Origin of the sequence: Methylobacterium sp. Leaf465 (assembly GCF_001424705.1) — a bacterium.
Classification (GTDB): domain Bacteria; phylum Pseudomonadota; class Alphaproteobacteria; order Rhizobiales; family Beijerinckiaceae; genus Methylobacterium.
In genome coordinates, this window is record NZ_LMRA01000034.1 from 411,810 (window position 1) to 437,200 (window position 25,391).

At 69.2% G+C, this 25,391-nt stretch carries 25 protein-coding genes; 18 read left to right on the top strand and 7 right to left on the bottom strand.

From position 1 onward, the window contains the following. Window positions 1-103: 103 nt before the first annotated feature. Window positions 104-1,063 carry an alpha/beta hydrolase gene (locus ASG51_RS16990; protein WP_056381992.1) on the bottom strand — a complete coding sequence of 320 codons (960 nt, stop codon included), beginning with the start codon at window positions 1,061-1,063 and terminating at the stop codon, window positions 104-106. Next, window positions 1,060-2,634, bottom strand: a complete 1,575-nt coding sequence (locus tag ASG51_RS16995; RefSeq protein WP_244476460.1) for a GMC family oxidoreductase — start codon at window positions 2,632-2,634, stop codon at window positions 1,060-1,062. Before ASG51_RS16995 ends, ASG51_RS16990 begins: the two co-directional genes overlap by 4 nt. Before the next feature lie 217 nt (window positions 2,635-2,851). Between ASG51_RS16995 and ASG51_RS17000 the strand changes: the two genes are divergently transcribed. From ASG51_RS17000 to ASG51_RS17015, 4 genes are read left to right on the top strand one after another with little or no spacing between them, the layout of a single operon-like run. Continuing rightward, window positions 2,852-3,346: a DoxX family membrane protein gene (locus ASG51_RS17000; RefSeq protein WP_056381995.1), complete on the top strand. Its 495-nt coding sequence runs from the start codon at window positions 2,852-2,854 to the stop codon at window positions 3,344-3,346. Then, the gene (locus ASG51_RS17005; protein WP_056216166.1) at window positions 3,343-3,801 is read left to right on the top strand and encodes a hypothetical protein; all 459 of its coding nucleotides are present in this window, start codon (window positions 3,343-3,345) and stop codon (window positions 3,799-3,801) included. Before ASG51_RS17000 ends, ASG51_RS17005 begins: the two co-directional genes overlap by 4 nt. A 4-nt stretch (window positions 3,802-3,805) precedes the next feature. After that, complete coding sequence (locus ASG51_RS17010; RefSeq protein WP_056381997.1) at window positions 3,806-4,726, top strand: SMP-30/gluconolactonase/LRE family protein; 921 nt, start codon at window positions 3,806-3,808, stop codon at window positions 4,724-4,726. Beyond that, window positions 4,723-5,568, top strand: a complete 846-nt coding sequence (locus ASG51_RS17015; RefSeq protein WP_056381999.1) for a VOC family protein — start codon at window positions 4,723-4,725, stop codon at window positions 5,566-5,568. Before ASG51_RS17010 ends, ASG51_RS17015 begins: the two co-directional genes overlap by 4 nt. 62 nt (window positions 5,569-5,630) lie before the next feature. On the opposite strand, the gene ASG51_RS17020 is transcribed toward ASG51_RS17015, so the two are convergent. Together ASG51_RS17020 and ASG51_RS17025 are read right to left on the bottom strand one after the other, a co-directional pair. Then, window positions 5,631-5,843: a hypothetical protein gene (locus ASG51_RS17020; RefSeq protein ID WP_244480175.1), complete on the bottom strand. Its 213-nt coding sequence runs from the start codon at window positions 5,841-5,843 to the stop codon at window positions 5,631-5,633. Window positions 5,844-5,905: 62 nt separating this feature from the next. Next, window positions 5,906-6,649, bottom strand: a complete 744-nt coding sequence (locus ASG51_RS17025; RefSeq protein WP_056216157.1) for a Crp/Fnr family transcriptional regulator — start codon at window positions 6,647-6,649, stop codon at window positions 5,906-5,908. A 432-nt stretch (window positions 6,650-7,081) separates the two neighbouring features. Here ASG51_RS17025 and ASG51_RS17030 point away from each other — a divergent pair, with 432 nt between their 5' ends. From ASG51_RS17030 to soxA, 9 genes are all read left to right on the top strand, one after another. Next, on the top strand, window positions 7,082-7,285 hold the full coding sequence (locus ASG51_RS17030; protein WP_056382003.1) for a hypothetical protein: 204 nt from the start codon (window positions 7,082-7,084) through the stop codon (window positions 7,283-7,285). Between the two features lie 625 nt (window positions 7,286-7,910). Beyond that, window positions 7,911-8,372: a (2Fe-2S)-binding protein gene (locus ASG51_RS17035; protein WP_056216155.1), complete on the top strand. Its 462-nt coding sequence runs from the start codon at window positions 7,911-7,913 to the stop codon at window positions 8,370-8,372. Between the two features lie 10 nt (window positions 8,373-8,382). Then, window positions 8,383-10,569, top strand: a complete 2,187-nt coding sequence (locus ASG51_RS17040) for a molybdopterin cofactor-binding domain-containing protein (protein WP_056382006.1) — start codon at window positions 8,383-8,385, stop codon at window positions 10,567-10,569. Continuing rightward, complete coding sequence (locus ASG51_RS17045; protein ID WP_056275969.1) at window positions 10,569-10,880, top strand: c-type cytochrome; 312 nt, start codon at window positions 10,569-10,571, stop codon at window positions 10,878-10,880. Before ASG51_RS17040 ends, ASG51_RS17045 begins: the two co-directional genes overlap by 1 nt. Next, window positions 10,877-12,127 carry an NAD(P)/FAD-dependent oxidoreductase gene (locus ASG51_RS17050; RefSeq protein WP_056382008.1) on the top strand — a complete coding sequence of 417 codons (1,251 nt, stop codon included), beginning with the start codon at window positions 10,877-10,879 and terminating at the stop codon, window positions 12,125-12,127. The genes ASG51_RS17045 and ASG51_RS17050 overlap by 4 nt, the downstream gene beginning before the upstream one ends. Window positions 12,128-12,216: 89 nt before the next feature. Next, window positions 12,217-12,618, top strand: a complete 402-nt coding sequence (soxX, locus tag ASG51_RS17055) for a sulfur oxidation c-type cytochrome SoxX (protein WP_244480178.1) — start codon at window positions 12,217-12,219, stop codon at window positions 12,616-12,618. An 8-nt stretch (window positions 12,619-12,626) separates the two neighbouring features. Beyond that, window positions 12,627-13,091, top strand: a complete 465-nt coding sequence (locus ASG51_RS17060) for a SoxY-related AACIE arm protein (RefSeq protein ID WP_056382010.1) — start codon at window positions 12,627-12,629, stop codon at window positions 13,089-13,091. A gap of 6 nt (window positions 13,092-13,097) precedes the next feature. Beyond that, complete coding sequence (gene soxZ / locus ASG51_RS17065; protein ID WP_056382012.1) at window positions 13,098-13,418, top strand: thiosulfate oxidation carrier complex protein SoxZ; 321 nt, start codon at window positions 13,098-13,100, stop codon at window positions 13,416-13,418. 17 nt (window positions 13,419-13,435) lie between these two features. Beyond that, window positions 13,436-14,188, top strand: a complete 753-nt coding sequence (soxA, locus tag ASG51_RS17070; protein WP_056382116.1) for a sulfur oxidation c-type cytochrome SoxA — start codon at window positions 13,436-13,438, stop codon at window positions 14,186-14,188. Window positions 14,189-14,191: 3 nt separating this feature from the next. Here soxA and chrA read toward each other — a convergent pair whose 3' ends face one another. Then, entirely contained in the window at window positions 14,192-15,451 is a 1,260-nt protein-coding gene (gene chrA, locus ASG51_RS17075) for a chromate efflux transporter (protein ID WP_056382014.1), read from the bottom strand. A gap of 308 nt (window positions 15,452-15,759) precedes the next feature. Between chrA and ASG51_RS17080 the strand changes: the two genes are divergently transcribed. The 5 genes from ASG51_RS17080 to ASG51_RS17105 all read left to right on the top strand — a co-directional run bounded on the left by ASG51_RS17080 (window position 15,760) and on the right by ASG51_RS17105 (window position 23,028). Further along, window positions 15,760-17,103 (top strand): flagellin, encoded by a 1,344-nt coding sequence (locus tag ASG51_RS17080; protein WP_082514058.1) that lies wholly within the window; start codon window positions 15,760-15,762, stop codon window positions 17,101-17,103. A gap of 1,781 nt (window positions 17,104-18,884) precedes the next feature. Then, a complete protein-coding gene (locus ASG51_RS17090; RefSeq protein WP_056382019.1) occupies window positions 18,885-19,565 on the top strand; it encodes a helix-turn-helix transcriptional regulator in 681 nt (226 codons plus the stop codon). Between the two features lie 420 nt (window positions 19,566-19,985). Then, complete coding sequence (locus ASG51_RS17095; protein ID WP_244479877.1) at window positions 19,986-20,669, top strand: TadE/TadG family type IV pilus assembly protein; 684 nt, start codon at window positions 19,986-19,988, stop codon at window positions 20,667-20,669. Between the two features lies 1 nt (window position 20,670). After that, complete coding sequence (locus ASG51_RS17100; protein WP_082514059.1) at window positions 20,671-21,348, top strand: TadE/TadG family type IV pilus assembly protein; 678 nt, start codon at window positions 20,671-20,673, stop codon at window positions 21,346-21,348. Window positions 21,349-21,372: 24 nt separating this feature from the next. Further along, the gene (locus ASG51_RS17105) at window positions 21,373-23,028 is read left to right on the top strand and encodes a pilus assembly protein (protein WP_244480176.1); all 1,656 of its coding nucleotides are present in this window, start codon (window positions 21,373-21,375) and stop codon (window positions 23,026-23,028) included. Window positions 23,029-23,087: 59 nt separating this feature from the next. On the opposite strand, the gene ASG51_RS17110 is transcribed toward ASG51_RS17105, so the two are convergent. Together ASG51_RS17110 and ASG51_RS17115 are read right to left on the bottom strand one after the other, a co-directional pair. Continuing rightward, window positions 23,088-23,879, bottom strand: a complete 792-nt coding sequence (locus ASG51_RS17110; RefSeq protein ID WP_056216136.1) for an FCD domain-containing protein — start codon at window positions 23,877-23,879, stop codon at window positions 23,088-23,090. After that, complete coding sequence (locus tag ASG51_RS17115; RefSeq protein ID WP_056382021.1) at window positions 23,876-25,378, bottom strand: M81 family metallopeptidase; 1,503 nt, start codon at window positions 25,376-25,378, stop codon at window positions 23,876-23,878. The genes ASG51_RS17110 and ASG51_RS17115 overlap by 4 nt, the downstream gene beginning before the upstream one ends. Window positions 25,379-25,391: the final 13 nt, after the last annotated feature.

Genomic DNA, 25,391 nt, shown 5'->3' on the forward strand with positions numbered 1-25,391 from the left:
ACGCAGAGGGGCGGGCCTAACACCCGCCCTCGATCCGCAACGGGCCGCCGCGACGCCTCATTGCCATACAGAAGCGCCCGTCACTCGCCCCACATCCAACCCCTCACCCCCGGCCCATCCGGTCCCCCAAAAAATCCCAGATCCGCGCCTCGGCCCGGCGGGATTCCGGCAGGCCGAGCAGCGGGTAGACGTGCATCAGGCCGGGCTCCTCGTGATAGGCGAGGGGGGCCTCCTCCGCCCGGGCGAGGGCGGCGAGGCGGCGGGCATCGGCCACCAGGATGTCGTGGGTGCCGCAGAAGAGTTCGATCGGCGGCAGGCCCCGCAGGGTGCCGAAGAGGGGGCTGACCCGCTCGTCCGTGAGGTCCCAGTCGCCTGCGTACCAGCGCCCGAGGGTCCGCACGCCCGGGCGCATCAGCATCACGTCCCGGGGTTCGATCCGGGCCTGGGACGGGTCGGCGGTGGTGACGTCGAGCCAGGGCGAGATCAGGACGAGGCCGGCGGGACCGGGCAGGTTGCCTGCGCCGCCGGTCTCCCGCACCTGCATCGCCAGGGACAGAGCGAGGCCGCCTCCGGCCGAATCGCCCATCAGGGCGATCGGCGCGCCCGGATCGGCCTCGGCGCAGGCCCGGTAGACCGCCATCGCGAAGGCGCTCGCCTGCGCGCAGGCATGCTCCGGCGTCAGCGGGTAGAGCGGCACCGTGACGGTGAGGCCCGTGGCCGAGACCAGCCGCGCGAGGAAGCGCCAGTGGAGGCGGGTGATCGGGCTCGTATAGGCGCCCCCGTGCAGGTAGATCACCCGCCCCGTGCGGGCTCCCTGGCCGGGGGCCCCGGCCCCCGTGCGCGGCGCCCGTGCCCCCGTGCGCGGCGCCAGGGTGTAGACCTCGAAGCCGTCGCGGGTCTCCCAGGTCACGGCCAGGGTCCGGCGCAGGGCGGGCGTCGGCCGGGCCGGCCGCGGGCGCCGGGCCACCGCCGCCTCGGGGTCGCGCTCCGCCTGGGCGAAGCTGCGCCGCCGCCCGGTGAGGCGGATCGCCAGGGCGAGGAGGCGCGCGGGCAGGCTGGTCACAGCCGCCCCGCGATGGTGTCGCCGACCCGCAGGGCGTTGGCGATGATGGTCAGGGTCGGGTTCACGGCCCCGATCGAGGGGAAGAAGCTCGCATCGGTGACGTAGAGGTTGTCGATGCCGTGGGCCCGGCAATCGAGGTCGAGCACGGAGGTGGCCGGGTCCGTGCCGAAGCGCAGCGTCCCGGCCTGGTGCGCGGTGCCGCCGATGGGCGTGTCCTTGCCGAGATAGAGCGAGCGGTCGAACAGGTGCGGGTGCACGTCGAGCTTGCCGCAGAGGTCGCGCAGCTTCTGCTTCAGGCGGGTATGCCCCTCCATGTTGCTCTCGGTGAGGTCGAGGCGGACCCGGCCGCCCTCGTAGAAGATCCGGTTCTCCGGCCGGGGCAGGTCCTCCGAGGTCAGCCAGAAGTCGAGGGAATGCTTCGCGATCCAGTCGAAGGGCTTTTCGGGAAACCATTGCAGGAAGCCCGGCAGGCCCTCGCCGTGGATCTGGGTGCCGTCGGACTTGCCGACCATCTGGATGTGGCCCAGCGGAAAGTCCCAGTCGTCCGAACCGAAGTAGAAGTCGTTGAGCCCGAGGGTCTTCTGGAACTTCGTCGGGTTCGGGGTGCGCGAGACCGCCAGCACCGTGGCGTTGTTGTGGCGCATGTAGTTGCGCCCGACCTGGCCGGAGCCGTTGGCGAGGCCGTGCGGGTGCGCCTCGTTGGCCGAGCGCAGCATCAGCAGGGCCGAGGAGAGGGCGCCGCAGGCCACCACCACGATGTCGCCCGAGACCGTCCGGCTCTGCCCGTCGCGCACGAGCTCGACGCCGGTGATCGCCCGCCCGCTCGGGCTGGTGAGGAGGCGCTCGACATAGGCGCCGGTCCACAGGGTGAGGTTGGGGTGCCGGGCCAGGGCCGGGTCGACGCAGATGATCTGCGCATCGGCCTTGCCGTTGGTCAGGCAGGGATAGCCGTCGAAGGCGTCGCAGCGGATGCAGGCCGAGTGCGGCAGGGCCTTCCCGTCGCGCTCGTCGAGGAGCACGCCCACCGGCAGGTGGAAGGGCCGGTGCCCCTCGCGCTTCAAGCCGTCGAACAGCTCCTGGATGCGCGGCTCGTGGGAGACCGGCGGGTAGGCGTAGGGCTTGTCCGCCGGAGGCTCGGTCGGGTCCTCGCCGCGCAGGCCGTGGACGTGGAAGAGCTCCTCCGCCGCCTGGTAGTAGGGCGCGAAGGTGTCGTACTTCACCGGCCATTCCGGCGCCTCGCCGTCGGGGTGGCGCACCACGTCGAAGTCGCGGGCGCGCAGGCGCAGCAGCACCGAGCCGTAGACCTTGCTGTTGCCGCCCACGTAGTAGTGCAGGCCCGGGTGGAAGGTGCGCCCGTCGGCGCCGTACCAGGTCTCGGGCGCCTGGTAGCGCGCATCCACGAAGACCGCCTGGCTGTCCCAGTTCTCGCGCTCCCGCGGCAGGTAGCCGCCGCGCTCCAGGAGCAGCACCCGCTTGCCGGTCTGGGCGAGGCGCCAGGCCATGGTGCCGCCGCCCGGCCCCGAGCCCACGATCACCACGTCGTAATGGTCCTGATTCATGGGGGTTTCCATGGGGCGTCCTTCGGGATCCTGCGCCGCGGGCGGGTCGGTTCGCGGATGCCGGCACCGGAGCCTCGCTTGCGCCACGATCGCGCGCCGCGGTGCAGCATCCGATGCTCCGAACGTTTGAACCCCCGCGCGGGTGCCGCGTTCAACCGCCGATGGCATCACGTTCTGCCGAGCCATCCCATCCCGGCGGGTCGCCCACCTCTCAGGTCAGGACCGGATCTTGATCGCACTCAGCATCGGTATCGCCTTCGCGGTCCGGCTCCTCCTGGTCCTGCTGTTCCTGCCCTTCAGTGCGCTGGACAAGATCCTGAATTTTCGGGGCGCGGTCGGCCAGGCCCGCGAGCGCGTCGCCAGCACCGGGCTCGCCCGCGCCCTCATCCTCGCGGGGCTGTTCGTCGAGGTGGTGATGTCGGCCGGCATCCTCACCGGCATCGCCGACCGGGCCGCCGCCTTCGTGCTCGCCGGCTATTGCGGCGTCACGGCGCTCCTGTGGAAGCAGTTTTGGCGCCCGGGCGACTTCTGGGCCGGCGGCGACAGCGAGGGCCGGGGCCTGTTCTGGGACTTCCTCAAGAACGTCGCCCTCGCCGGCGGGTTTCTGCTCATCACCTTCGGCACCGGGGCCGACACGGTGCGGCTCTTCCTCGCCGACCCGCTGGCCTCGTCGCAGCCCTACCGCACCACCCCCGTTTCCACCCCCGTCAGGACGAGCCCATGAGCGACGAGACCGCCCCCGAAAAACCCCGCGTGCCCTACTGGCACCTCTGGACCGACGCCGAGGGCGTCAGCCACCAGACCCGCTGCGCCCTGACCGATTTCGACATGAAGTCGATGCAGCCGCCGGCCGATCCGCAATGGCAGGGCACCAAGACCCATGATGGCGCCACCGTGATGGTCACGGTGCAGCCGGTGGGCTGGACCGGCGCCTGGCACGAGAACCCGAAGCCCCAATGGATCATCCCGCTCTCGGGGCGCTGGTTCGTCGAATCCATGGACGGCACCCGGGTCGAGATGGGGCCCGGCGAGATCTCCTTCGGGGAGGACCAGAACACGAAGGCGGTGGACGGGCGCCAGGGGCACCTCTCCGGCACGGTCGGGCCTGAACCCGCCGTGCTGATGGTGGTGCAGTTCGATGCGCCGCCCACCGTCGCCACCCCGTGCCGGTTCCGGTAGCCCCATGGCGTCCACGCGCGAAGATCCGGGGTTCGAGGTCGTCGATCCGCGCTTTGCCGGATACCTGCTGGGCAATGCCGAACTGGAGGAGATCGCCACCGGCTTCCGCTGGATCGAGGGGCCGGTCTGGTTCGGGGATGCCGACTGCCTGCTGTTCCAGGACCTGCCGCGCGACCGCACCCTGCGCTGGAGCGAGGCGGAGGGGCTCTCGGTCTACCGGGCGCCCTCGCACTTCGCCAACGGCCAGACCCGCGACCGCCAGGGCCGGCTGATCGCCTGCTCGCACCGGAACCGCTGCCTCACCCGCACCGAATACGACGGCGCCGTCACCACCCTCGCCACCCACCATGCCGGGCGCCGCCTCAACGCCCCCAACGACGTGGTGGTGGCCTCCGACGGCGGGATCTGGTTCACCGACCCGGTCTACGGCATCGCCACCGACTACGAGGGTGGGCGCCAGACCTCCGAGCAGCCGCCCGCCCTCTACCGCCTGGACCCGGCTTCCGGCGCGGTCCGCGCCATGGCCACCGATTTCGACGGGCCGAACGGGCTCGCCTTCTCCCCCGACGAGCGGAGGCTCTACGTCTCCGAGACCGGCGACCAGAGCCGGCCGAACCCGCGCCAGTACATCCGCGTCTTCGACGTCGGCTCCGACTTCGCGCTGTCGGGGGGCGGGGTCTTCCACACCGTCGCCCCCGGCTACTGCGACGGGATGCGGGTCGACGAGGACGGCAACGTCTGGAGCAGCGCCGCCGACGGCGTCCACTGCATCGATCCCTCCGGCCACCTGATGGGCAAGATCTTCGTGCCCCACCGGGTCTCGAACCTGACCTTCGGCGGCCGGATGAAGAACCGCCTGTTCATCGGCGGCTCGCACACCCTCTACGCGATCTTCCTCAACCGGCGCGGCGCGCAGACCCCATGACGGGGGACGTGAAGCCGGATAGCGGGGCCGGACCGCTGCGCCTGGACCGGATTCGCCTCGTCAGCGCCGATCCTGAAACGCTGGCGCGGTATTTCACGGCGGCGCTCGGGTTTACCCGCGTGACCTCGACACGACCTCTGGTCGACCGGCGAACCACTTTTGGCGAAACCGTCGTGTCCCTCCGGCTCGGCGCGCAGGCCGTCGACCTCGTCGGGTTCGACCGTCCGGGGCGGCCCTATCCCGACGCCGTGCCGGGCTGGAGCCCCCTGTTCCAGCACATCGCCATCGTGGTCTCGGACATGGCGGCCGCGGTCTCACGCCTGTCGGCGACGCCGGGCTGGCGCCCGATCTCCACGGCCGGTCCGGAGCGCCTGCCGGCGGCCTCGGGCGGCGTCACCGCCTTCAAGTTCCGCGACCCCGAGGGGCATCCCCTTGAATTCCTTGCGTTTCCCCCCGGGCAGGTACCGGAGGCCTGGCGCAGCGGCGGCCCCGATCCCTGCCTCGGCCTCGACCATTCGGCGATCTCGGTGACGGATACCGCCGCGAGCCTCGCCTTCTACGCGGGCCTCGGCTTCAGGGCGGCGTCGCGCTCCACCAATGTCGGTCCCGCGCAGGCCCGCCTCGACGACGTGCCGGACCCGCACGTCACCGTGACGGGCCTGAGGCCGCCGGGGGCACCGACACCGCACGTCGAACTCCTTGACTATGCAGGGGAATTTTCCCGCGGCGGTCACGTCTGCGACGACCGCGACATCGCCGCCACCGTCCTGGTCTTCGCCGGCGCCGATGGCGCGCCCCGCCACCTCCGGGACCCGGACGGCCATCGGCTTCGGCTGACCTGAGATCCTCGTCCGGAGCGGCCCGCCCGTGGGGCGCAGCGCCGAATGCGCCCGGAACCGGAAATTCACGGCCTGCGGACCCCGTCGCGCACGCCCTCGCCGGACCGCGTGTCCGCCTGCGTCGCGATCCAGGCCAGCGCTGCAGCCAGATCGCGGAAAGGCGCCGGCCTCGGAGAACCGAGGTTGCCGAAACCCACCTCCAGGAACCAGTGTCCGGCCTCCGCGCCATGGTCGGCCGAGAGTTGGATCAGGATCGCGACGAGGAGCCCCTCGTCCATGACCAGCCGGCCTTCCTCGTCGCTGCTCCCTGTCCGGATCCGGACGGACTGGAGGCTCGGCGTCATGGGCCGGGTGGCCGCTTCTGATGCAGGTAGGCCGGGTCGAATTCCGCGCGGTTCGTCAGTGCGTCCCAGTCGTGGATGACGAGGCGCTGCCCCTGAAGGGTCAGCAGTCCCTGGCCGCGCAGATCCTGTAGGACGCGGTTGACGTGGACATTCGAGACGCCGATCGCATCGGCGATGTCACCCTGGGTGAGGGGCATCTCGCAGGCGAAGTCCCGCGCCAGTCCCATGCCGTGCAACTTCAGGTAGATCTCGCAGAACAGGTGCGTGATCCGGCCGAGCGTCGAGCGGCGTCCGATATTGGTCATCCACTCCCGGAAGATCGCCGCGTCCACGAGGGTATCCCGCCAGAGGGCGGCCGTGATGCCGGGATGGTTGCGGGTGAGGTCGAGCATCGCCTCGTGCGGGATGAAGGCCAGGGTGCAGGCCGTCAGGGTGCTGAGGCTATGATCCATCACCGGCAGGTGCAGGCTCTGCAGGTCGGGGATGTCCCCGGGGATGTGGACCGACAGGATCTGCCGCTTGCCCTCGTCGAGGAGCTTGTAGCGGAAGGCCCACCCTTCGAGCAGGAGGCAGCATTGCTTGGGATGGTCGCCGTCGCGCACGATGTCCTGATGGGCGCTCAATTGCCGGCGCGTGACCGGCAGGCGTTCGATCGCCCGACGCTCGAGGTCCGAGACGGTGATGATCGTCTCCAATTTTCGAACGAGCAGGCTGAGATCGGTGCCGGCGGCAAGGCTCATTGCGCAAGTGCCTTTCTCGGGCAGGTTTGGCGTGGGCAGGAGTGACGCATCGGAACTCCGTAGACCGGCCGGACCGCGCAATCCTCACCTACTAACATGAAGACAGGCGGGGAGGTGCCCGCGTTGGCCGGGTCTGCCCGCGGGTATCGACCTCGCCCTCTCGCCAGGGGGTGTTCCCGAATGGGCCTGCTTTAACAAGGCGAACGCCGGCGCATTAACAAATATCAGTGACAGGCCTGACTGTGCCGATCAGGCTGAAAGTATCACGCGGATGTGAATGGGCCCTTCGCTGGTGGAAGCGATCCCCGATCTTACCGAAGAACGTGGCGGGGGCGTGAGAGACCCGCGCCGCTTCGTTCAAGTTCAGATCGGCCACACCCCCTGGGGGCATGCGACCCTGCCCCTACGAATCCGTCTGGCTCGCGGATTCTCATGTCGCATGACCGGGTGGGCGGGGATGAGATGCCCGTCACCCACGCAGTCCTGGTCCAGACTCTGGGATCCCAGCGCCTCGGCGCGACCCTCAGCGTGCAGGCGCTCGAGGCGCTCGCCGCTAGCAGCAACGGACTGCCCGAGGGCGAATATCACCGGCTCATTCCGCAGGGACCGGACCCGGAGCGCGGCGCCGGGATCTGAGCCGGTGTGTCCCGTCGGATGCGCGCGGCCTGACGCGGGTCTGAAAGGCGGGGCTGGGCGGTTGCAGCTGTTGAGACTCGAGCCGCCCAGCCCCTATCGGAGCGCGGACCTTGGGAAGGAGGCACTTCGATCGGGGGGGGAATCTGCATTCGGATGGAACGCGATCACCCACGATTACGTCGCACCACGTGATGCCCGCGGGGTGCCTTTTAGAAAGTCGGAGCCGACGCAGGCGCGTGCGGCCACATCTTCAGTACGTCGGCATCACGGCTACCGGATTCAAGCGCATCGAAGTCCGGGCCTCATGGATGACCCGCCTCTCGCCGAAACGCAGTCGTTATTCTGGATAAAATCCCATGCGAATGGTTGGGAGGCGGTCCAAATTGAGGCAAGATCTCATGAATATTCAAAGATAAATTTGAATAACGGAAATGCATGAAGATAATCGGTCGCGGGGCGGATTTGGAAGATCCCATGCCAGGGGCCGACCTGCACATGGTTCGCGACGAGAAATGCCTGTGGACTTGGTCGACCACGGCACCGTACAACCATTCCAAAGAGGGAGCCGCCGCCGCGGACATCCGGCGGAGCACGACTCACGACTGGGCAACACGGCAGGAAACGCATGATCCGTTTGAATTTGAACGGCGCCATCCGCGAGGTCGAGGCCGAACCCGACACGCCGCTCCTCTGGGTCATCCGCGAGCAGGCCGGCCTCACTGGCACCAAGTACGGCTGCGGCATCGCTCAGTGCGGCGCCTGCACGGTGCATATCGACGGCACGGCGGTGCGCTCCTGTTCGATGCCGGTCTCCAGCGTCACCCCTGACCAGAAGATCGTGACGATCGAGGGCCTGTCGAAGGATCGCTCGCACCCGGTGCAGAAGGCCTGGGCCGAACTCGACGTGCCGCAATGCGGCTTCTGCCAGTCTGGAATGATCATGGCGTCGGCGGCGCTGCTGGCGCAGAACCCGCACCCGAGCGAGGCGCAGATCCGCTCCGAGATCACCAACATCTGCCGCTGCGGCACCTACAACCGCGTCCTGGCCGGCATCAAGCTCGCCGCCGATGGCGGCCAGGCCGGTTGAGGAGACAGCCATGAATGCCCTCGCGAACAAGCCTTCCCGACGCGCTTTCGTGGCCGGCGCCGTTGCCGCCGGCGGCCTCAGCCTCGGATTTCACGTGCCCTTCCCCGAGGCTGCCGCGCAGGAGGCTCCGCCGGCGCTCACGCCCGAGGTCAATGCCTGGGTGGTGATCAAGCCGGACGAGACCGTGGTGATCCGCATCGCCCGATCCGAGATGGGCCAGGGCACTCTCACGGGCCTCGCCCAGCTCGTCGCCGAGGAGCTCGGCTGCGACTGGAGCAAGGTGGTCACCGAGTATCCCACGCCGGGCCAGAACGTCGCCCGCGGCCGGGTCTGGGGCGATTTCGGCACGGGCGGCAGCCGCGGCATCCGCGAGTCCCAGGACTATGTTCGCAAGGGGGGAGCCGCCGCCCGCATCATGCTGGTCGAGGCCGCCGCCCAGGGTTGGGGCGTCGCTCCTTCGGAGTGCCGGGTCGAGAAGGGCGTGATCAGTCATGGAGGCTCCGGCCGCACCACCACCTTCGGTGCGGTGGCGATGGCGGCAGCCAAGGTCACGCCGCCGAAGGACATCGTCCTCAAGGATCCGAAGGACTGGACCATCGCCGGCAAGCCGGTGAAGCGCCTCGATACCGTCGAGAAGACCGACGGCAGCCAGATCTACGGCATCGATCTCACCATGCCTGGCCTGCTGAACGCGGCAATCCGCGACTGCCCCGTCTTCGGCGGCACCGTGAAGAGCTTCGACGCCAAGGCTGTCGAGGGTATGCCCGGGGTCAGGAAGGTCGTCGCGGTGGGCGATACCGGCGTGGCGGTCATCGCCGACACCTTCTGGCGTGCCAAGACCGCCGTGGAGGCCCTGCCGATCGTCTGGGACGAAGGCCCGAACGGCCAGGTTTCGAGCAAGACCATCGCGGCGACCCTGCGCGACGGCCTGGACGCCGAGGACGCCTATGTGGGCAACAAGGGCGGCGATGTCGCGACCGCCCTGAAGGGCGCGGCCCGGGTCGTGGAGGCGACCTACGGCGTCCCCTTCCAGAACCACGCCACCATGGAGCCGATGAACGCCACGGTGCGCTGGACCCCGGAGCGCTGCGAGGCCTGGGCACCGACCCAGAACGGCGAGGCGGCGCTCGCCGCCGTGGCCGAGGCCGCCGGCCTCTCGGCGAAACAGTGCGACGTCTACAAGCTCCTGCTCGGCGGCGGCTTCGGCCGGCGCGGCGCCACCCACGACTGGCTGCGCCAAGCCGTCCTCATCGCGAAGGAGATGCCCGGGACCCCGATCAAGCTGATCTGGACCCGCGAGGAGGACATGACCCACGGGCGCTACCACCCGATCACCCAATGCCGGATGCGCGCCGGGCTGGACGACGCCGGCAACGTCACCGGGCTGCACATGCGCATCTCGGGGCAATCGATCCTGGTCTCGGTGGCGCCGAACCGGATGGTGGACGGCAAGGATCCGGTGGTGTTCCAGGGGCTCAATGCCGGCGGCGCGGAGGCCGCGATCGGCTACGCGATCCCGAACATTTTGGTCGACCACGCCATGCGCAACCCGCACGTCCCGCCGGGCTTCTGGCGCGGCGTGAACATGAACCCGAATGCGATCTACCTCGAATGCTTCATGGACGAGCTCGCCCATGCGGTGGGACAGGATCCCCTGGCCTTCCGGCTGAAGCTGATGGAGCAGCACCCCAAGCACCGGGCGGTGCTGCAGGCGGTGGCGGACAAGGCCGGCTGGGGCACGAAGCCCCCCGCAGGCGTCCACCGGGGTCTCGCCCAGATGATGGGCTTCGGCTCGTACGTGGCAGCGGTGGCCGAGGTCTCCGTCGGCGAGGATGGGACGGTCAAGGTTCACCGCATCGTCGCGGCCACCGATCCGGGCCATGCCCTCAACCCACAGCAGATCGACGCCCAGATCGCGGGTTCCTTCGTGTACGGCCTGTCCGCGGCGCTCTACCAGGAATGCACCGTCAAGGACGGCCGCATCGAGCAGACGAACTTCGACACCTACCCCGTGATGCGGCTTCAGGAGATGCCCGTGGTCGAGACGATCGTGATGCCGTCGGGCGGCTTCTGGGGTGGGGTCGGCGAGCCCACCATCGCGGTGGCGGCCCCCGCTGTGCTGAACGCGATCTATGCGGCCACCGGCAAGCGCGTGCGCCAGATGCCGGTGAAGAACACGGACCTGCGCCGGGCGTGATGCGCCCGGCTGTGCTCGCGGCCTGGCTGCTCGCCGGGTCCGTCGGGATGGTCCTGGCGAGGGAGCGCCCGCCGCCGGGGGCTTCCTCCTGCGCCGGGTGTCACGCCGAGGGGGCCGCGATGGGGGCGATCGACGGTCGCCCGGAGGCCGAAATCGCGGCGGCGCTCGCCCAGTACCGTTCGGGCGTGCGACCCGCGAGCGTAATGAGCCGCATCGCCAGGGGTTTCTCGGAGGAGGAGTCCCGAGCGATCGCCGCCTACCTGTCGCGGCAGCGTCCGGCCGCCCCCGAGACGAGCCAGGAGCGGCCATGAGCCGGACGCGCCGGGCGTTCCTCGCCACCGGGGCAGCCTTCGCTTTGGGGCGGCCGGCTCTGGCTCAGGCCGCGGCGAAGGTCGTGGTGATCGGCGGCGGCTTCGGCGGCGCCACCGCCGCACGCGCGCTCCACGGCGGCGGCCTCGACGTGACCCTGGTCGAGGTGAATTCGACCTACGTCTCCTGCCCGTTCAGCAACGAAGTCATCGCCGGGCTCCAACCGATGGCGGCGCAGCGGTTCGGCTACGAGGGCCTTGCCCGTGCCGGCATCCGCATCGTGCACGCCGCTGCCACCGGCATCGACGCGGATGCACGCCGGGTGACGCTCGCAGACGGCACCGCACGCACTTATGACCGACTCGTGCTCTCGCCGGGGATCGACCTGCGCTTCGACGCCATTCCCGGCTACGACGCGGCGGCGGCCGAGCGCATGCCCCATGCCTGGAAGGCGGGCGAGCAGACGCTGCTCCTCGCCCGGCAGCTCGCCGCGATGCCCGAGGGCGGCACCGTGGTGCTGGCGGTGCCGGGCAATCCCTATCGCTGCCCGCCCGGCCCCTACGAGCGCGCGAGCCTGATCGCCCATGTGCTCAAGACCACCAAGCCCCGCGCGAAGCTGATCCTCCTCGACGCCAAGGACACCTTCTCGAAGCAGCGCCTGTTCCAGTCGGGCTGGAAGGCCCTCTACCCGACGCAACTCGAATACGTCCCCCTGGCGGAGGGCGGACAGGTCACTGCCGTCGACCCGGACGCCATGATCGTCCGCACCGACTTCTCGGACTACAAGGCCGACGTGGCCTGCATCATCCCGCCCCAGCGGGCGGGGCGGATCGCCGCCGTCGCTGGCGTCGCCGACCGCAGCGGCTGGTGCCCGATCGATCCCGTCACCTTCGAATCCCGGCTGGTGCCCGGCATCCACGTCATCGGCGACGCGGCCATCGCCGGGGCGATGCCGAAATCCGCTTTCTCGGCCAACGCCCAGGCCAAGGTCTGCGCCGACGCGGTGATCGACCTCCTGGCTGGCCGCGCACCCGAGACGCCGAAGCTGATCAACACCTGCTACAGCCTGGTGGCGCCCGGCTACGGCATCTCGATCGCGGGCGTCTACCACCCGGCGGGCGGCGTCCTCGCCGACGTGGAGGGGGCCGGCGGCATCAGCCCGGTCGACGCGTCGATGGCCCTGCGCGAGCAGGAGGCCCTCCACGCCGCCGACTGGTACCGCACCATCACCCGGCAGGTCTTCGGGTGAGGCGCGTGCCCGGATGGGTCTGGATCGGCTGCACGATCCTGGCCGCGCGGGCCGAGGCCGCGACCGGAGCCGAACCGGGCGCGGAGCCCCTGCGGCCCGTCACCGTCGTCGACCGCGCCATACCCGCCAGCCTGACCGGCGTGCCGGGGGATCCCGCGCGGGGCCGGGCCCTCGTGACCGACCGCACCAAGGGGCTCTGCCTGCTCTGCCACGACGGGCCGTTCCCCGAGGAGCCGTTTCCCGGCAATCTCGGCCCCGACCTCGTGGGCGTCGGCGACCGGCTCGCGCCCGGAGCGCTGCGCCTGCGCCTCGTGGACGGCCGGGTCTTGAACCCGGACACCATCATGCCCTCCTATTACAGCCTCGCGGGCACCACGCGGGTCGGCGCAGCCTGGCGCGGCCGGCCGGTGCTGGCACCCCAGGAGATCGAGGACATCGTCGCCTTCCTTGCGACGCTACGCGAAACCCCTTCGGAGAGGCCGGCGCCGTGAGCCCGCACATGTCCCACCGCCCGAGCCGACGCGGCCTCCTCGCCCTTGGACCCGGCCTCGCCGCGACCGTCGCCCTGCGCCCGGTGGCGGCCGGGGCCGCGATCCGCACCGAAAGCACGGCCGAGGCCATCCGGCGCTTCGCAGGCGAGGCCGAGATCCTCCCGGGGCGCGTCCGCCTCGACCTGCCGCCGCTGGTCGAGAACGGCAACGCGGTGACGATCACCGTGGCGGTGGACAGCCCCATGACGCCGGAGGACCATGTCCGCCGCATCGCGGTGTTCAACGACAGGAATCCGCAGCCGAACGTCATCACCGTATACCTAGGGTCGCGTGGAGGTCGCGCCGCGATCACGACCCGAATCCGCCTCGCCGACACGCAACGCATCACCGCCATCGCGGAGACCAGCGACGGGCGCTACTGGTCGACCACGGCCGACGCCATCGTCACCCTCGCCGCCTGCCTGGAGGGCTGAGCCGCCATGGCCCGCACCCTGATCAACGTGCCGAAATCCGCCCAGGTCGGCGAGGTCGTCACGATCAAGACCCTGATCTCGCACCCGATGGAGACCGGCTTCCGGCCGGGGGCCGACGGGCGCATCCGCCCGCGGGACATCGTCACGGAGTTCGCCTGCCTCTACGACGGCGAGACGGTGTTCCGGGCCGAGCTGTTTCCGGCCACCGCAGCCAACCCCTACCTGACCTTCAGCCTGCGGGCGACGCGGACGGGCACGCTCACCTTCACCTGGCGCGGCGACAACGGTTTCTCGCAGACCGAGACCGCGACCCTGACGGTGACGTGAGGCGGTTCGCGCTCCTGATGGTCGCGGTCCTGTCGGCGGGGCCGGGGCGGGCGGACGGGAGTCCCGCCGCCGCGCGGCGCTCGGGCTTCGACACCATGAGCCCCGACATCCAGGCGATGCAGCGCGACGGCATGGCCAACCCGGCCCTGCTCTGGCTCGCGGACGGCGCCGACCTCTGGGGCAAGCCGCCGGCCCCGGGCCGGCCCGCCTGCGCCGGCTGCCACGGCGAGGCCGGGACCACGATGCGCGGCGTCGCCGCCCGCTACCCGGCCTGGGACGCCGAGACCGCGGCCCCCCTCGACCTCGAGGGCCGGATCAATGCCTGCCGGCGGCGCCACCAGGGCGCGGAGCCCTATCCGTACGAGAGCCGCGAGCTCCTCGGGCTCGCCGCCTACGTCGCCGCCCAGTCCGCGGGCCTGCCGATCACGGCCCCGGACGATCCCCGCCTCGGTCCAGCCCGGGCGGCCGGCAAGGCGCTGTTCACGCAGCGCATGGGCCAGCTCGGCCTGTCCTGCGCCGCCTGCCACGACGACAACCCCGGGCGCCGCCTCGGCGCGGCCCTGATCCCGCAGGGCCACCCCACCGGCTATCCGCTCTACCGCCTGGAATGGCAGGGGGTCGGGTCCGTGCAGCGGCGCCTGCGCAACTGCATGACGGGAATGCGGGCCGAGCCCTTCGCCTACGGCGCGGCGGAGTTCGTCGCCCTGGAGCGCTACCTCATGGACCGGGCCGCGCCCCTGCCGGTGGAGACCCCGGCGGTGCGCCCGTAGGGGTCAGCGGAGCCGGGCCAGCACGAGCCCGCCGGCCGCGGTGAGCAGGACGACGATCCAGGGGGGCGCCCGCCCTGCGGTGAGCAGCACGAAGGCCAGGACCGCGAGGGCGAAGTCGCGGGCATCGCCCACGGCGCTGACCCAGACGGGATCGTAGAGGGCGGCTCCCAGAATGCCGACCACGGCGGCGTTGGTGCCGCGCATCGCCGCCTGGGCGCGGGGACGGGCGCGCAGGCCGTCCCAGTAGGGCAGGGCGCCGTAGACCAGGAGCAGGCCCGGCAGGAAGATCGCCACCAGGGCGATGACCGCCCCGGGCAGGCCGTGCGGCACCGGGCCGACCGCCGCGCCGAGATAGGCCGCCACGGTGAAGAGCGGCCCCGGCACCGCCTGGGCGGCGCCGTAGCCGGCGAGGAACCGGGCCGGATCGATCCAGCCGGGGCCGACCACCTCCGCCTGCAGCAGCGGCAGCACCACGTGGCCGCCGCCGAACACCAGGGCGCCCGCGCGGTAGAAGGCGTCGAACAGGGCGAGCCCCTGGCCCGCCGGACCCGCGGCGCCGCTCGGGGCGAGCAGGGCCGGCCCCACGAGGGTCGGCCCCACGAGCAGCCCCGCGAACAGGATCAGCGCCACCGCGCCCGCCCGGCGCGAGACCGGCACCGCGAGGCGGCCGACGGTGGCGGCGGGCGCACCCCGGCACAGGATCAGCCCGGCCGCGGCCCCGAGGGCGATCGCCAGCACCTGTCCGACGGCGCCGGGCAGGAAGACGACCCCCATCAGCGCCGCGACGGCGATCCCGGCGCGGGGCCGGTCGGGGGTGAGCGTGCGGGCCATGCCCCAGACCGCCTGGGCCACCACCGCCACGGCCACGAGCTTGAGGCCGTGCAGCACGGCCTCCGCCCAGGGGCCCGTCAGGGCGCCGGCCCCGAGGGCGAAGGCGAGGAGCACCAGCGCGGAGGGCAGCGTGAAGGCCGCCCAGGCGGCGAGCCCGCCGAGGAGGCCGCCGGCCCGCAGCAGCCCGAGGGAGAAGCCGACCTGACTGGAGGCCGGCCCCGGCAGGAACTGGCACAGGGCGACGAGGTCGGCATAGCCCGCCTCGTCGATCCAGCGCCGGCGCTGCACCAGCTCGTCCCGGAAGTAGCCAAGATGCGCGATCGGACCGCCGAAGGACGTCAGACCGAGCTTGAGGAACACGCCGAACACCTCGGCGGCCCGGCCGGGACCCGGACGCGTCTTGGGGAATGGAGGCTGTGCCTGCCCGTTCACGCGGTGATCCTCATCGTCGACACGTCTGCAGCACCCATCCCGCTCTCGATCGACCATGGACCGGTTCGGCGGGCGGATACCATCCGGCGCGGCCTAAGTCGCGGCGATTCCCACCGGCCGGCCCGTCCCCGGGGCGCGGCGCACCGGCGGACCGCAGGCGCGCCGCGCGGGAAACGCCCAAACGAGGCGCAGAGCAATCAAGTCTCGCTATAGTACGCATCGTCCTAAGTAAAGTACGGATCGTCACCTAATAAATCGACTCGAAGGTCTGTACTTACAAATCCATAAACCAATCCCGGTCGAGATTGATGTGCCTAGACGGCATTGATGGCTCCAAACCTGGATTGCATCTCATGGACTATTCTGTTGGTCTAACTCAGGCTGCGCGTGACAACGTGCTCTCTCTGCAGAACACCGCGTCGCTGATGTCTACCAATCAGGAGCGCCTGACGACTCGAAAGAGCGTCAACAGCGCCCTGGATGATCCGGTCAAGTATTTCACCGCGCAGGCGCTCACGGATCGCGCCGGCTCCCTGACGAGCCTGCTCGCAGGCATGTCCAACGGCATCCAGACCATCAAGCAGGCGTCGAATGGCCTCGACACGATCAGCACCTACGTGAAGTCGATGCAGGCGGTGGTGCAGCAGGCCCAGAGCAGCGCCGCGCAGAACCTGCCCAAGATTTCCGGGACCGCCGTCCTCGGTGCTCCGAACTTGGCCACTGCCGCGGGCATGAGCGTCCGTGACTACTCCCTCGGCATGACCCTGATCGCTCCGGTCGCCCCGGCCAAGGCCGGTGCCAACGGAAACGTCGGGCTGGCGACGACCGTCAACACCCTGCAGATTTCGGCTGGCAACGCGAGCTACAGCTACACGATCACGGCGTCCGACACGGTCGCCGACCTCGTCAGCCAGATCAACAAGTCGGGCCTCGCCACCGCGTCGGTGGACAACCAGGGTTTGATGCAGGTGGTCGGCGAGGGATCCGATCCTCTCACCATCAATCTCGGTGCCGCCGCGACGCCGCCGGCGACCGGCTTCACCGCCAACACGACGGCGACGACGCGGATCTTCGGTGCGAAGTCGAATGCCGTCGTCGGCGGCCTCACCTCGGCGGCCCGCTCGGCTCTGGTCGAGCAGTTCAACACCTTGCGCACCCAGATCGACTCCGCAGCCAAGGATTCCGGCTTCAGTGGCATCAATCTGCTCAACGGCGACAAGACCTCGGTCGTCTTCAACGAGTTGACCGGGCCGGACCAGTCAAAGCTCGTCGTGCAAGGCACGGTGACCAACTCAGCAAACCTAGGGATCGGTCTGATGCAGGATATAGCCACGTCCGCCGGTGGGTCGAACTTCGGCATCCAGAACAACGCGGACCTCACGAAAGCGGCGGACGGGCTGACCGGTGCGCTCAACACCCTGAAGACCCAATCGAACGTGCTCTCCTCGAACATGTCGATCATCCAGACCCGCCAGGACTTCACCAAAAGCATGACCAACATCCTCGCGACCGGCGCCTCCAACCTGACGGCGGCGGACATGAACGAGGAGGTTGCCAACTCGCAGGCCCTGCAGCTTCAGCAGTCGCTCGGCGTCTCGGCGCTGTCCCTCGCCAATCAGGCGAACCAGAGCATCCTGCAGCTCCTGCGCTAAGCGGACCCAGCAACTCGGCGCGGTTCGATTGACCGCGCCGAGTTGCGCCCGGGGTTCGCGCACGCCGGTGCGACCGCGGCCCCTCTCTCAGCATGATCCGGCCGGCCATGGCTCTCGCTTCCGAACTGTCCAGATGGCTTGCCGCAGGGGCAGCGCTGACGGGTGCCATCGTGATGATGACGCAGTCCGCCCCCTCGTGGGACGGTGTGCGGATCGGGCTCGTGTGTCTCGTCTCATGGGCGATCTTCACGACGATCGGGTTTGCAGGCGGGTTTGCGGCACTCGTTACCGGCCGGACGCGCAAGCGGGCCGGACGTTCATCGACCGGGCGCCCGGCAAAACCGGACCCGGCCGGGCCCCTGACGGACGGCCCTGCCGCGAACGAGCGGACATCGCCGGAAGCCCCGTCCCCGTCTGCTCCAGCCTCGTCCGCCGCATCCCTTCCGGCCCATCGGAAGCGGATTCTACAACGGAGATTTCTCTGATCCATCCGGTCTGACAAGTTTCAGTCTCATCTATGTTCAAATAACTCTGTTTCGTCTCAGCGTAGAATACAGGTAACTGTAGATTTTTATCAGGTATCTGGGCCGCTGAGTGCGGGCTCGCTCGGGAAATATTCTGTCGAATGCGTGGTCGACCGCGATGAGAGACGAGCCTGATCCGTTCCGTTGCTGTTGGAATAGTTCCTAGGTCATGCGCCAGTGACCTCCTGGATTATCCTCCGGCGGGCCGCGATCGGGGCTTCCGGTCGGCACCATCGTTCTTGGACCGTCCCGCGTTGCGCGTGCTCCACTCTCCCGGCGTTCGAGCTTGGCAGGCTTCCGTCCGAGGGTCGGAGCGACCCGTCAGACCACCCGTCCGGTCCGGACTAGGAAGTAGTCTTTCTGTTTCCGGGATGAGGTTCGAAGTCGAATTCTATAGGCCAAATTATAATGTAAATTAAAAATATATCTGAATCTTATGGAAGATAGATACGGCGCCTGATCTTTCTTATCCCAGTCGGGAGGAGCGATTGCATGGTGTGCCCATTCGACCGAGATCGCAGGCGCTGACCGCGGCCTCCGCGTCGCCCGTCGACGCGGGTTCCGCACCCTGGGCGCCCTTTTCCGAGGATGGGCTTCTCCGAGGGAATCCGCCGCAGGCACGCCCCTGGTCGGGCGGTACGCGTCGACGAGTCCGACCGGGACGCACGCATCTCCGCGAACCGACTCAGGGCCGTTTCAGTCAGCCAAAACCGCGCGCGTGCACGCAAGACGGGTGCAGCGCAGCGCGCGCGGCGTTCTGAGACTGACGATGGCATGTGCACGGACGGACGTTCCGTCCTTCAATCCAGACAATCCATCCCGGAGCGTGCGGATCCGCTGTGGCGCTATTCACTGCGCGAAGAGCGAGCAATAGATTGTCCGGGAGGCGTACTCCGGGATATCCGGACTGTTTTGGGTCAATCGAGAGGGCCATAGAACTGGATCGGATAGATGATAGAGTATCTTTTCCAGAGCATCGCCGACAACAATACGCGTCGAAGAGCCTGGATTGATGCCTTGGCGGATCTATTCGAGGTGCGTTGCGAGCAGGACGTCTTTGTTCCGTGCAGTGTATACCAAAGATATTATAATCTGAAGAAAATGATGTTTACCGAGACCGACGGCTTCAAGCAGGTCGCGGAGAGAAAATCGTCTCAAATCGCGAACCAGAACATCGATCACATCTGCATCTCCCTCCAGCTCTCAGGTCGGAAAAAGATTGCAACCTAAAGGTGCGTTTCGGAAATCGAGAAGGAGATGCTGGTCGTCTTCGATCTTTCTCAGGAGCTCTCGATCGACCGCGCGGGCGGGGGCGCCGAATTGGGGGCGATCGTGCCGCGCCGTGTCCTGGATGGTTGGCGCGGCGATCCGTCGAGCTGGCATGGACGGGTCATCCCTCCGACGACCACACCCCTCACCCTTCTGCTCGCCGACCATCTGAAAGGCTTGCGGACCTGCCTTCGGACGGCGGCCCCGCTGCAGAAGAACAGGCTCGCCGAGGCCTCCATCGCTCTCTGCAACGCGGCGTTCATCGCGGAGGCGGACAGCGCCTACAATCACACCGGCGTCCTCGGGATCGCCGTGCGCCAGGAGATCGACCGAAACCTCGCCGCGATCGACGCCGAGACGCTGATGGCCAAGTTCGGCCTGTCGCGGACGCCCCTCTACAAGCTGTTCGAGGCCGATGGGGGGGTCTACGCCTATATCCGCAGCCGGCGCCTCGCGCACGCCATGCAGCAGCTCGCCTGCGCCGCCGGCGGGCGGCGCCCGAGGATCGCGCAACTGGCGTTCGAGAGCGGTTTCGAGAACGAGCAGGTGTTCAGCCGGGCGTTCCGGCGCAAGTACGGCCTGAACCCGAGCGAGGTCGACGCCACCTGCCAGGTCTGCCCGCACGACGACCGCGCGTCACGCCTGCTGTCCTGGCTGCGTGAACTCTAGCCGATCGCGGGTCCCGCTCGCGGCGCCGCGCCGTTCGCGCCCCGTCGGCTCAGCAGGTCCTTGCGGAACTTGGCATCGGGGCGCTGCAGGAAGTGCCCGGCGCAGCGCATGTGCTCGTGCATCTCGCGCCCGACACGTCGGCGCCCCGGGACCGAGCGGCGCTGCGATCCCAGGGCCCGCCTCGTCCCGGATGCGCGGGAATCGGTGTCCGGAGAAGCCCCGGTTGGGAACGGGCGGACCGCTTCCGGACTGGCCGGTGTTCAATTCGCAGGAGTCCGAAGGTGCACGAAAGCAAAAATTCGAAAAACGGATTCATACATTGTGAATTGCTGGCCCGTATGCCTGTAGCGCGTAAGATTTAAAAATCGAGCCGCATGCAACTTCTGCGTTATAGAGCTTGTATCACAGAAACTTGTTCCGATGCTGTTCGATCAGAAAACCTTTCGAAAGATGGTCTTGAATCGTACAGGACATCCCTGCCAGCCTGAAACGACCGGAAAAGCCGACGTTTTTCTCAATGTGCGTGCGGTTGCGCTGCTCGAACGATTCCGCTCGGACAGTCGTGGCGCGACCGCCGTCGAATTCGGGCTCGTCGCAATTCCGTTCTTCACGATGCTTGCGGCGATCATCCAGATCTCGTTTCAGGTCTGGGCTGCGCAGAACCTCGACTATGCTGTGCAGAAGGCAAGCCGAGCCATTCTGACGGGATCCTTTCAGGTGGCCAATAGCGGGCAGCGGGACCCGGCCGTTCTGTTGGGACGTCTGCGGGACAATCTCTGCAACTCCGGCGCGCTGATGCCGGCCTTCGACTGCCAGTCGATCAAGCTCGACGTCACGCTGAGCGGGTCCTACGGCAGCGGCAGCGTTTCCAGCCCGTTCGACTCGAGCACGGGCGGCTGGTCCCGCACGGCCGGGACGCAGTTCAGCTGTCCGCAGCCGGGCGCCATCGTCATCGTTTCGGCGGCCGCGAAGTTTCCGGTGTTCTTCTCGTTCCTGAAGCTGAGCCCGAATACCTTCGCCGATGGATCCCAGCTGATGCTGTCGACGGCCGTCTTCCGGACGGAGCCCTACCAGACGACATCGACCACGGGCTGCAACACCTGACATGGGTTCGCCAGGCTCCTTCCCGCCACCTGCCCGGAACGTCCACGCCGTCCGGATCCGTGCCCGTTCGTTCGGGCGGGCGGCCGGCGGCGTCTCGGCGGTGGAATTCGCCCTCATCTTCCCGATCATGCTCCTGCTGCTGGTCGGCATCATCGAGCTGTCGAATGGTGTCGACAACTGGCGCAAGGTGACCCTCCTGTCGCGGGCCGTCGCGGATCTCACGTCGCAGGGCGACAAGCAGAACCCGATGACGGATGCGGCGATGGCCGACATCCTGAAGTCGGCCAAGCTCATTCTTCGTCCCTTCGACACCACGAACGTCAAGATCGTCGTGAGCGCGCTGGGGGTCGACCTGAAGGGCTTCTCCCTGAGGCCCGTCGTCTGTTCGAGCGCCGCCACGGACAACGCCAAGGCGCGCGCTACCGGGGCCGCCGCGGACCTGAGCGTTCCGCAGGGATTCCAGGTCACCGGCACCCGCTACATCCTCGCGGAGGTGACGATGCCCTACGCGCCGATGCTGGGCAGCGCCCTGGTGAACCAGCTCGGCGGGACCAACGGGCAGATCACCCTGACCGTCAACACGCCCTGGCCGACCCGCGGCGGCCAGCCCTACGGGGTGAACCCCTACAGCGAGGTGGTCCTGCCCAAGGGATCGCCCTGCCCCGCCCCCGTGACCTGAGTGCGACGAGGTGAGGAGATGATCGTGCGTCGTCCTGGTTTGGTCCAACGCTTCCACGTCGATCGCCGCGGGAACGTCGCGGTGATCTTCGCGCTCGCGAGCCTGCCGCTGCTCGCCTTCGCGGGGGCCGCCCTCGATTACGGAACCGCCACGCGGATGCAGGCCAAGCTCCAGGCGGCCACCGATGCGACGGCCCTGAGCCTGTGCCAGAGCCCGAGCACGACGACCACGGCCCAGATGCAGGCCCAAGCCCAGGCCATGATGGCCGGCTACATGGGAGCCGCCGGATTGACGGTCGATCCCATCAGCGTGACGACGAGCCCGCGCAAGATCGTCCTGGCCACCCATATCAGCTCGCCGGCCCTGTTCGGCCAGGTCTCCAAGACGCTGGATCTGAATCCCACCGCCGTCGCCCAATGCGCGACGCCGCTTCCGAAGACGTTCGAGATCGCCCTCGTGCTGGACACGACCGGCTCGATGAGTTCGAGCGGCGGCAGCACGACGAAGATGCAGGCCGCTCAGCAGGCGGCGAACAACTTCATCGACTACGTCCACAACAACCCCGCCTTCACCGCGGATACGCGGATCTCGATCGTTCCCTTCGCGGCGTCCGTCGCGGTCAATCCGGTCACGTACCGGAACGCGGCCTGGATCGATAAGCTCGGCAAATCCTCCTACCACTGGAACAACGTCAGCGGCGCCACGGCGGCCGGGTTCACCAGTCGGTTCGGGATCTTCGATTCCCTCAAGACCGTCTCGCCGAGCTGGGGCTGGGGCGGGTGCCTGGAGACCTTGCCCTATCCGCTGAACGTCCAGGACGGGCAACCGGGGGCGAGCGCCGATTCCCTCTACGTCCCGATGTTCGCACCCGACGAGCCCGGTCAGGGGACGACGTCCTATACGACCTATGCGGGGAACTACACGTTCAACAGCTACCTGAACGACGCGACGGGATCCAATTCCTGCAAGGCGGACACCAGCCTGAGCTTCGCCGCCACCGAGGCGCGGGCCTGCAAGTACGTCAATCCCCAAGGCGCGGCGCCCACGGAGAGCTCCTACCTCGCCCTGCCGAACGGACCCAATTTCGGCTGCACCAGTCAGCCCCTGCAGCGGCTGACCAACGACGTCACGATCCTCAAGTCGCTGGTCTCGAGCCTGAAGCCGCAGGGCGCGACGAACATCCTCGAAGGCCTGATGTGGGGATGGCGCACGGTGTCGCCCAACAGCGTCTTCGGCGATGGCGGCTCCTACGCCTCGGCGAACGTCAACAAGATCATCATCCTGATGACGGACGGGGCGAACAGCTGGAGCGACAACCCCTACCAGAACTACAACGGGACGTTCTTCTTCTCGATGGGGTATTTCAAGAACGCCGACGGCTCGACGCCGAACGGGCGCCTGCCGCCCAACTACCAGAATCTCACGACCACCACCCAGGCGCGCAACGCCCTGGACGCCCTGACCCAGACGGCCTGCACCAACGCCAAGGCGGCCGGCATCCAGCTCTACACGATCGGCTTCAGCACCGCGGGCGATCCGATCGACAGCCAGGGCCTGAGCCTGCTGAACGGCTGCGCGAGTTCGCAGAGCCAGGCGTTCATCGCCAACACCTCGGACGCCCTCATCGCGGCCTTCGACCAGATCGGAAAGAGCATCGGAACGCTGCGCTTGACCCAGTGAGGGCACCCGTCCCTGGGCCGGCTCCCAGACGCTGAGGGCCGTCGTCCCGGGCCCGACCCTCACACACCCGCGCCGTTCGCGCCCCGTCGGCTCAGCAGGTCCTTGCGGAACTTGGCATCGAGGCGCTGCATGAAGTGCTCGGCGCAGCACATGTGCTCGTGCATCTCGCGCCGGACGGCCTCGGCGTCCTCGGCCCGGTAGGCGGCCACGAGGGCGCGGTGGCTTTCGAGGTTGTGGGCGCCGAAGGCCTCGTGCTCGGTGAGGCTGTCGCTGCGGAATTCCACGAGGTCGCGCAGCAGGCTGTTGAGGAACCGGCACATGAAGGCGAGGAGCGGGTTGTCGCTGGCGTCGCACAGGATGTCGTGGAAATCGACCTCGACCACCCGGCCGAGGCCGCGCTGGTCGCCCGCGTTGGCGGCCTCGCAGGCGGCCATGTTCGCCTCCAGGCGGCGGAACTCCGCCTCGCCGAGGCGGCCGACCACGCTGACGCCGAGCGTCACCTCCAGGCTGCGGCGCAGGGCGTAGACCTGGGCGAAGTCGAGCTCCTGGAAATGCAGGAACCGGCGCAGCTGCTGGGCGGCGGCGTCCACCGAGATCGGGCGGATCTCCGGGCCGCCGTTGGGGCCGGACTGCATCGTCACCAGACCCTGGACCTCCAGGGCCTTCAGGGCCTCGCGGATCGTGCCCTTGGCGCAGCCGTAATGCTGCATCAGGGCGCGCTCGTTCGGCAGGCGGTCGCCGGGGGCCAGGCGTTCGCGGGCGATCCGGTTGCAGAGATCCTCGGCGATCTGGTCCGACAGCTTGATCCGCCGCATCGGCGCGGGCGGGCCGTCCACCTCGGGCGTGGTCATCGGGGAGCCGGACTCGGTGGAGCCCAGGCCGCGTCGGCGTCGAGGGGGAAGATCGGGCGGGCGAGCTTGGCGAAAGGGAACAGGCCGTAATCGGAGCTGGTGACGCCCCGGCTCGCGCACTCCACCACCGCCCGGGCGAGGGGCTCGAAGACCGGCCGGCAATACATCCGCGACTTCAGGATCAGCACCCGGGCGGCCGCCGGGTCGAGGCCGAGGCTGGTGAACACGCCGAGGTCCCAGGGCTCGTGCGGCTCTTCCGTGACGAGGATGCGGGCCGCGCCCGTGTCGAGCACCGCCGCCCGGCCCATGCGGCAGCGTTGGCCCGTATAGGTCGGGCCGGTGATGACGTAGTCCCCGTCGCCCAGCGCCGTCACCGTGCCGGCGAGGGGGAGGGGGGCCTGGCGCGGGAAGCCCGGCAGGGGCACGCGGTTGCCGAGGCCGCAGGCGACCCGGGCGCCCACGCCCGCCGCGTGCAGGGCGGCCACGGCCTCCGGATCGCAGATCGGGCCGGCGAGGATGCCGTCCATCCCGGCGTCGAGGGCGGCGGCGAGCACGTCCATCACGTCGCAGGTGCCGCCCGACATGCAGTTGTCGCCGTGGTCGAGGAGGAGCACCGGGCCGTCGCCGGGCTGCGCCAGCGCGGCTTGTCCCGCCGCGATGGACTCGGCCAGCGGCGCCTCCGCGTAGACGAAGGCGTCCCGGGCGTCCCAGAGCCCGGCCGCGAGGTCGCGGGCCGCCGCGTCGGCGGCGCCCTGCGTCTCGGCCGTGACCGTGACCGAGACGCCGGCCTCGGCGAGGTCGGCCAGGGAGAAGCCGCCGAAGATCGTGGCGGCGAGCACGCCGGGGCGGGCCTCCGCCGCCCGGGCGGCCGCCACCGCCGCCTGCATCGGGCCGGGTACGCGGGTGTCCATGCGCAAGGTGTGGGCGAGCATCGGCGGGTGGACCCAGGCGCGGTGGGGCCTGAGGCCCTCGTCGAGCATGCGCCCGACGATCCCGGCGACGCGGGCGCCGGTCTCGGCCATGTCCACGTGCGGGTAGGTCTTGAAGCCGGCGAGCGCGTCGCACTGCGCCACCATCGCGTCCGTGATGTTGCCGTGGAGGTCGAGGGCGACGCCGAGCGGCACGCCGGGCGCCAGGGCGCGGATGCGGGCGAGCAGCGCACCCTCGCCGTCGTCGTGGCTCTCCGTCACCATCGCCCCATGCAGGTCGAGGAGGATGGCGTCGCAGCCCGGGCGGATCGCGTCGAGGATCGCCGCGCAGAGCGCCTCGAAGGCTGCGTCCGCCACCGGGCCGCTCGGGTTGGCATGGGCCGAGACCGGCACCGCGACGGTGGCGCCGCGCGCCTCCGCGAAGCGGATGAAGGCGCCCAGCGCCGTGGTGCTGTCGCGGCCCGCCGCCAGGGCCGCGTCGCCCCAGAGCGGGTGGAAGGCGGCCAGCGGGGTGGCCAGGGGCGAGAAGGTGTTGGTCTCGTGGTTCACCCGGGCGGTGACGATGCGCATGGCGGCAACTCGT

Coding starts and splice junctions, on each gene's coding strand:
- ASG51_RS16995 (WP_244476460.1), bottom strand. CDS start 2,634: ATGGAAACCCCCATGAATCAGGACCATTACGACGTGGTGATCGTGGGC.
- ASG51_RS17005 (WP_056216166.1), top strand. CDS start 3,343: ATGAGCGACGAGACCGCCCCCGAAAAACCCCGCGTGCCCTACTGGCAC.
- ASG51_RS17010 (WP_056381997.1), top strand. CDS start 3,806: ATGGCGTCCACGCGCGAAGATCCGGGGTTCGAGGTCGTCGATCCGCGC.
- ASG51_RS17015 (WP_056381999.1), top strand. CDS start 4,723: ATGACGGGGGACGTGAAGCCGGATAGCGGGGCCGGACCGCTGCGCCTG.
- ASG51_RS17020 (WP_244480175.1), bottom strand. CDS start 5,843: ATGGACGAGGGGCTCCTCGTCGCGATCCTGATCCAACTCTCGGCCGAC.
- ASG51_RS17025 (WP_056216157.1), bottom strand. CDS start 6,649: ATGAGCCTTGCCGCCGGCACCGATCTCAGCCTGCTCGTTCGAAAATTG.
- ASG51_RS17030 (WP_056382003.1), top strand. CDS start 7,082: ATGTCGCATGACCGGGTGGGCGGGGATGAGATGCCCGTCACCCACGCA.
- ASG51_RS17035 (WP_056216155.1), top strand. CDS start 7,911: ATGATCCGTTTGAATTTGAACGGCGCCATCCGCGAGGTCGAGGCCGAA.
- ASG51_RS17040 (WP_056382006.1), top strand. CDS start 8,383: ATGAATGCCCTCGCGAACAAGCCTTCCCGACGCGCTTTCGTGGCCGGC.
- ASG51_RS17045 (WP_056275969.1), top strand. CDS start 10,569: ATGCGCCCGGCTGTGCTCGCGGCCTGGCTGCTCGCCGGGTCCGTCGGG.
- ASG51_RS17050 (WP_056382008.1), top strand. CDS start 10,877: ATGAGCCGGACGCGCCGGGCGTTCCTCGCCACCGGGGCAGCCTTCGCT.
- ASG51_RS17060 (WP_056382010.1), top strand. CDS start 12,627: ATGTCCCACCGCCCGAGCCGACGCGGCCTCCTCGCCCTTGGACCCGGC.
- soxZ (WP_056382012.1), top strand. CDS start 13,098: ATGGCCCGCACCCTGATCAACGTGCCGAAATCCGCCCAGGTCGGCGAG.
- soxA (WP_056382116.1), top strand. CDS start 13,436: ATGGTCGCGGTCCTGTCGGCGGGGCCGGGGCGGGCGGACGGGAGTCCC.
- ASG51_RS17080 (WP_082514058.1), top strand. CDS start 15,760: ATGTGCCTAGACGGCATTGATGGCTCCAAACCTGGATTGCATCTCATG.
- ASG51_RS17090 (WP_056382019.1), top strand. CDS start 18,885: ATGCTGGTCGTCTTCGATCTTTCTCAGGAGCTCTCGATCGACCGCGCG.
- ASG51_RS17095 (WP_244479877.1), top strand. CDS start 19,986: ATGCTGTTCGATCAGAAAACCTTTCGAAAGATGGTCTTGAATCGTACA.
- ASG51_RS17100 (WP_082514059.1), top strand. CDS start 20,671: ATGGGTTCGCCAGGCTCCTTCCCGCCACCTGCCCGGAACGTCCACGCC.
- ASG51_RS17110 (WP_056216136.1), bottom strand. CDS start 23,879: ATGACCACGCCCGAGGTGGACGGCCCGCCCGCGCCGATGCGGCGGATC.
- ASG51_RS17115 (WP_056382021.1), bottom strand. CDS start 25,378: ATGCGCATCGTCACCGCCCGGGTGAACCACGAGACCAACACCTTCTCG.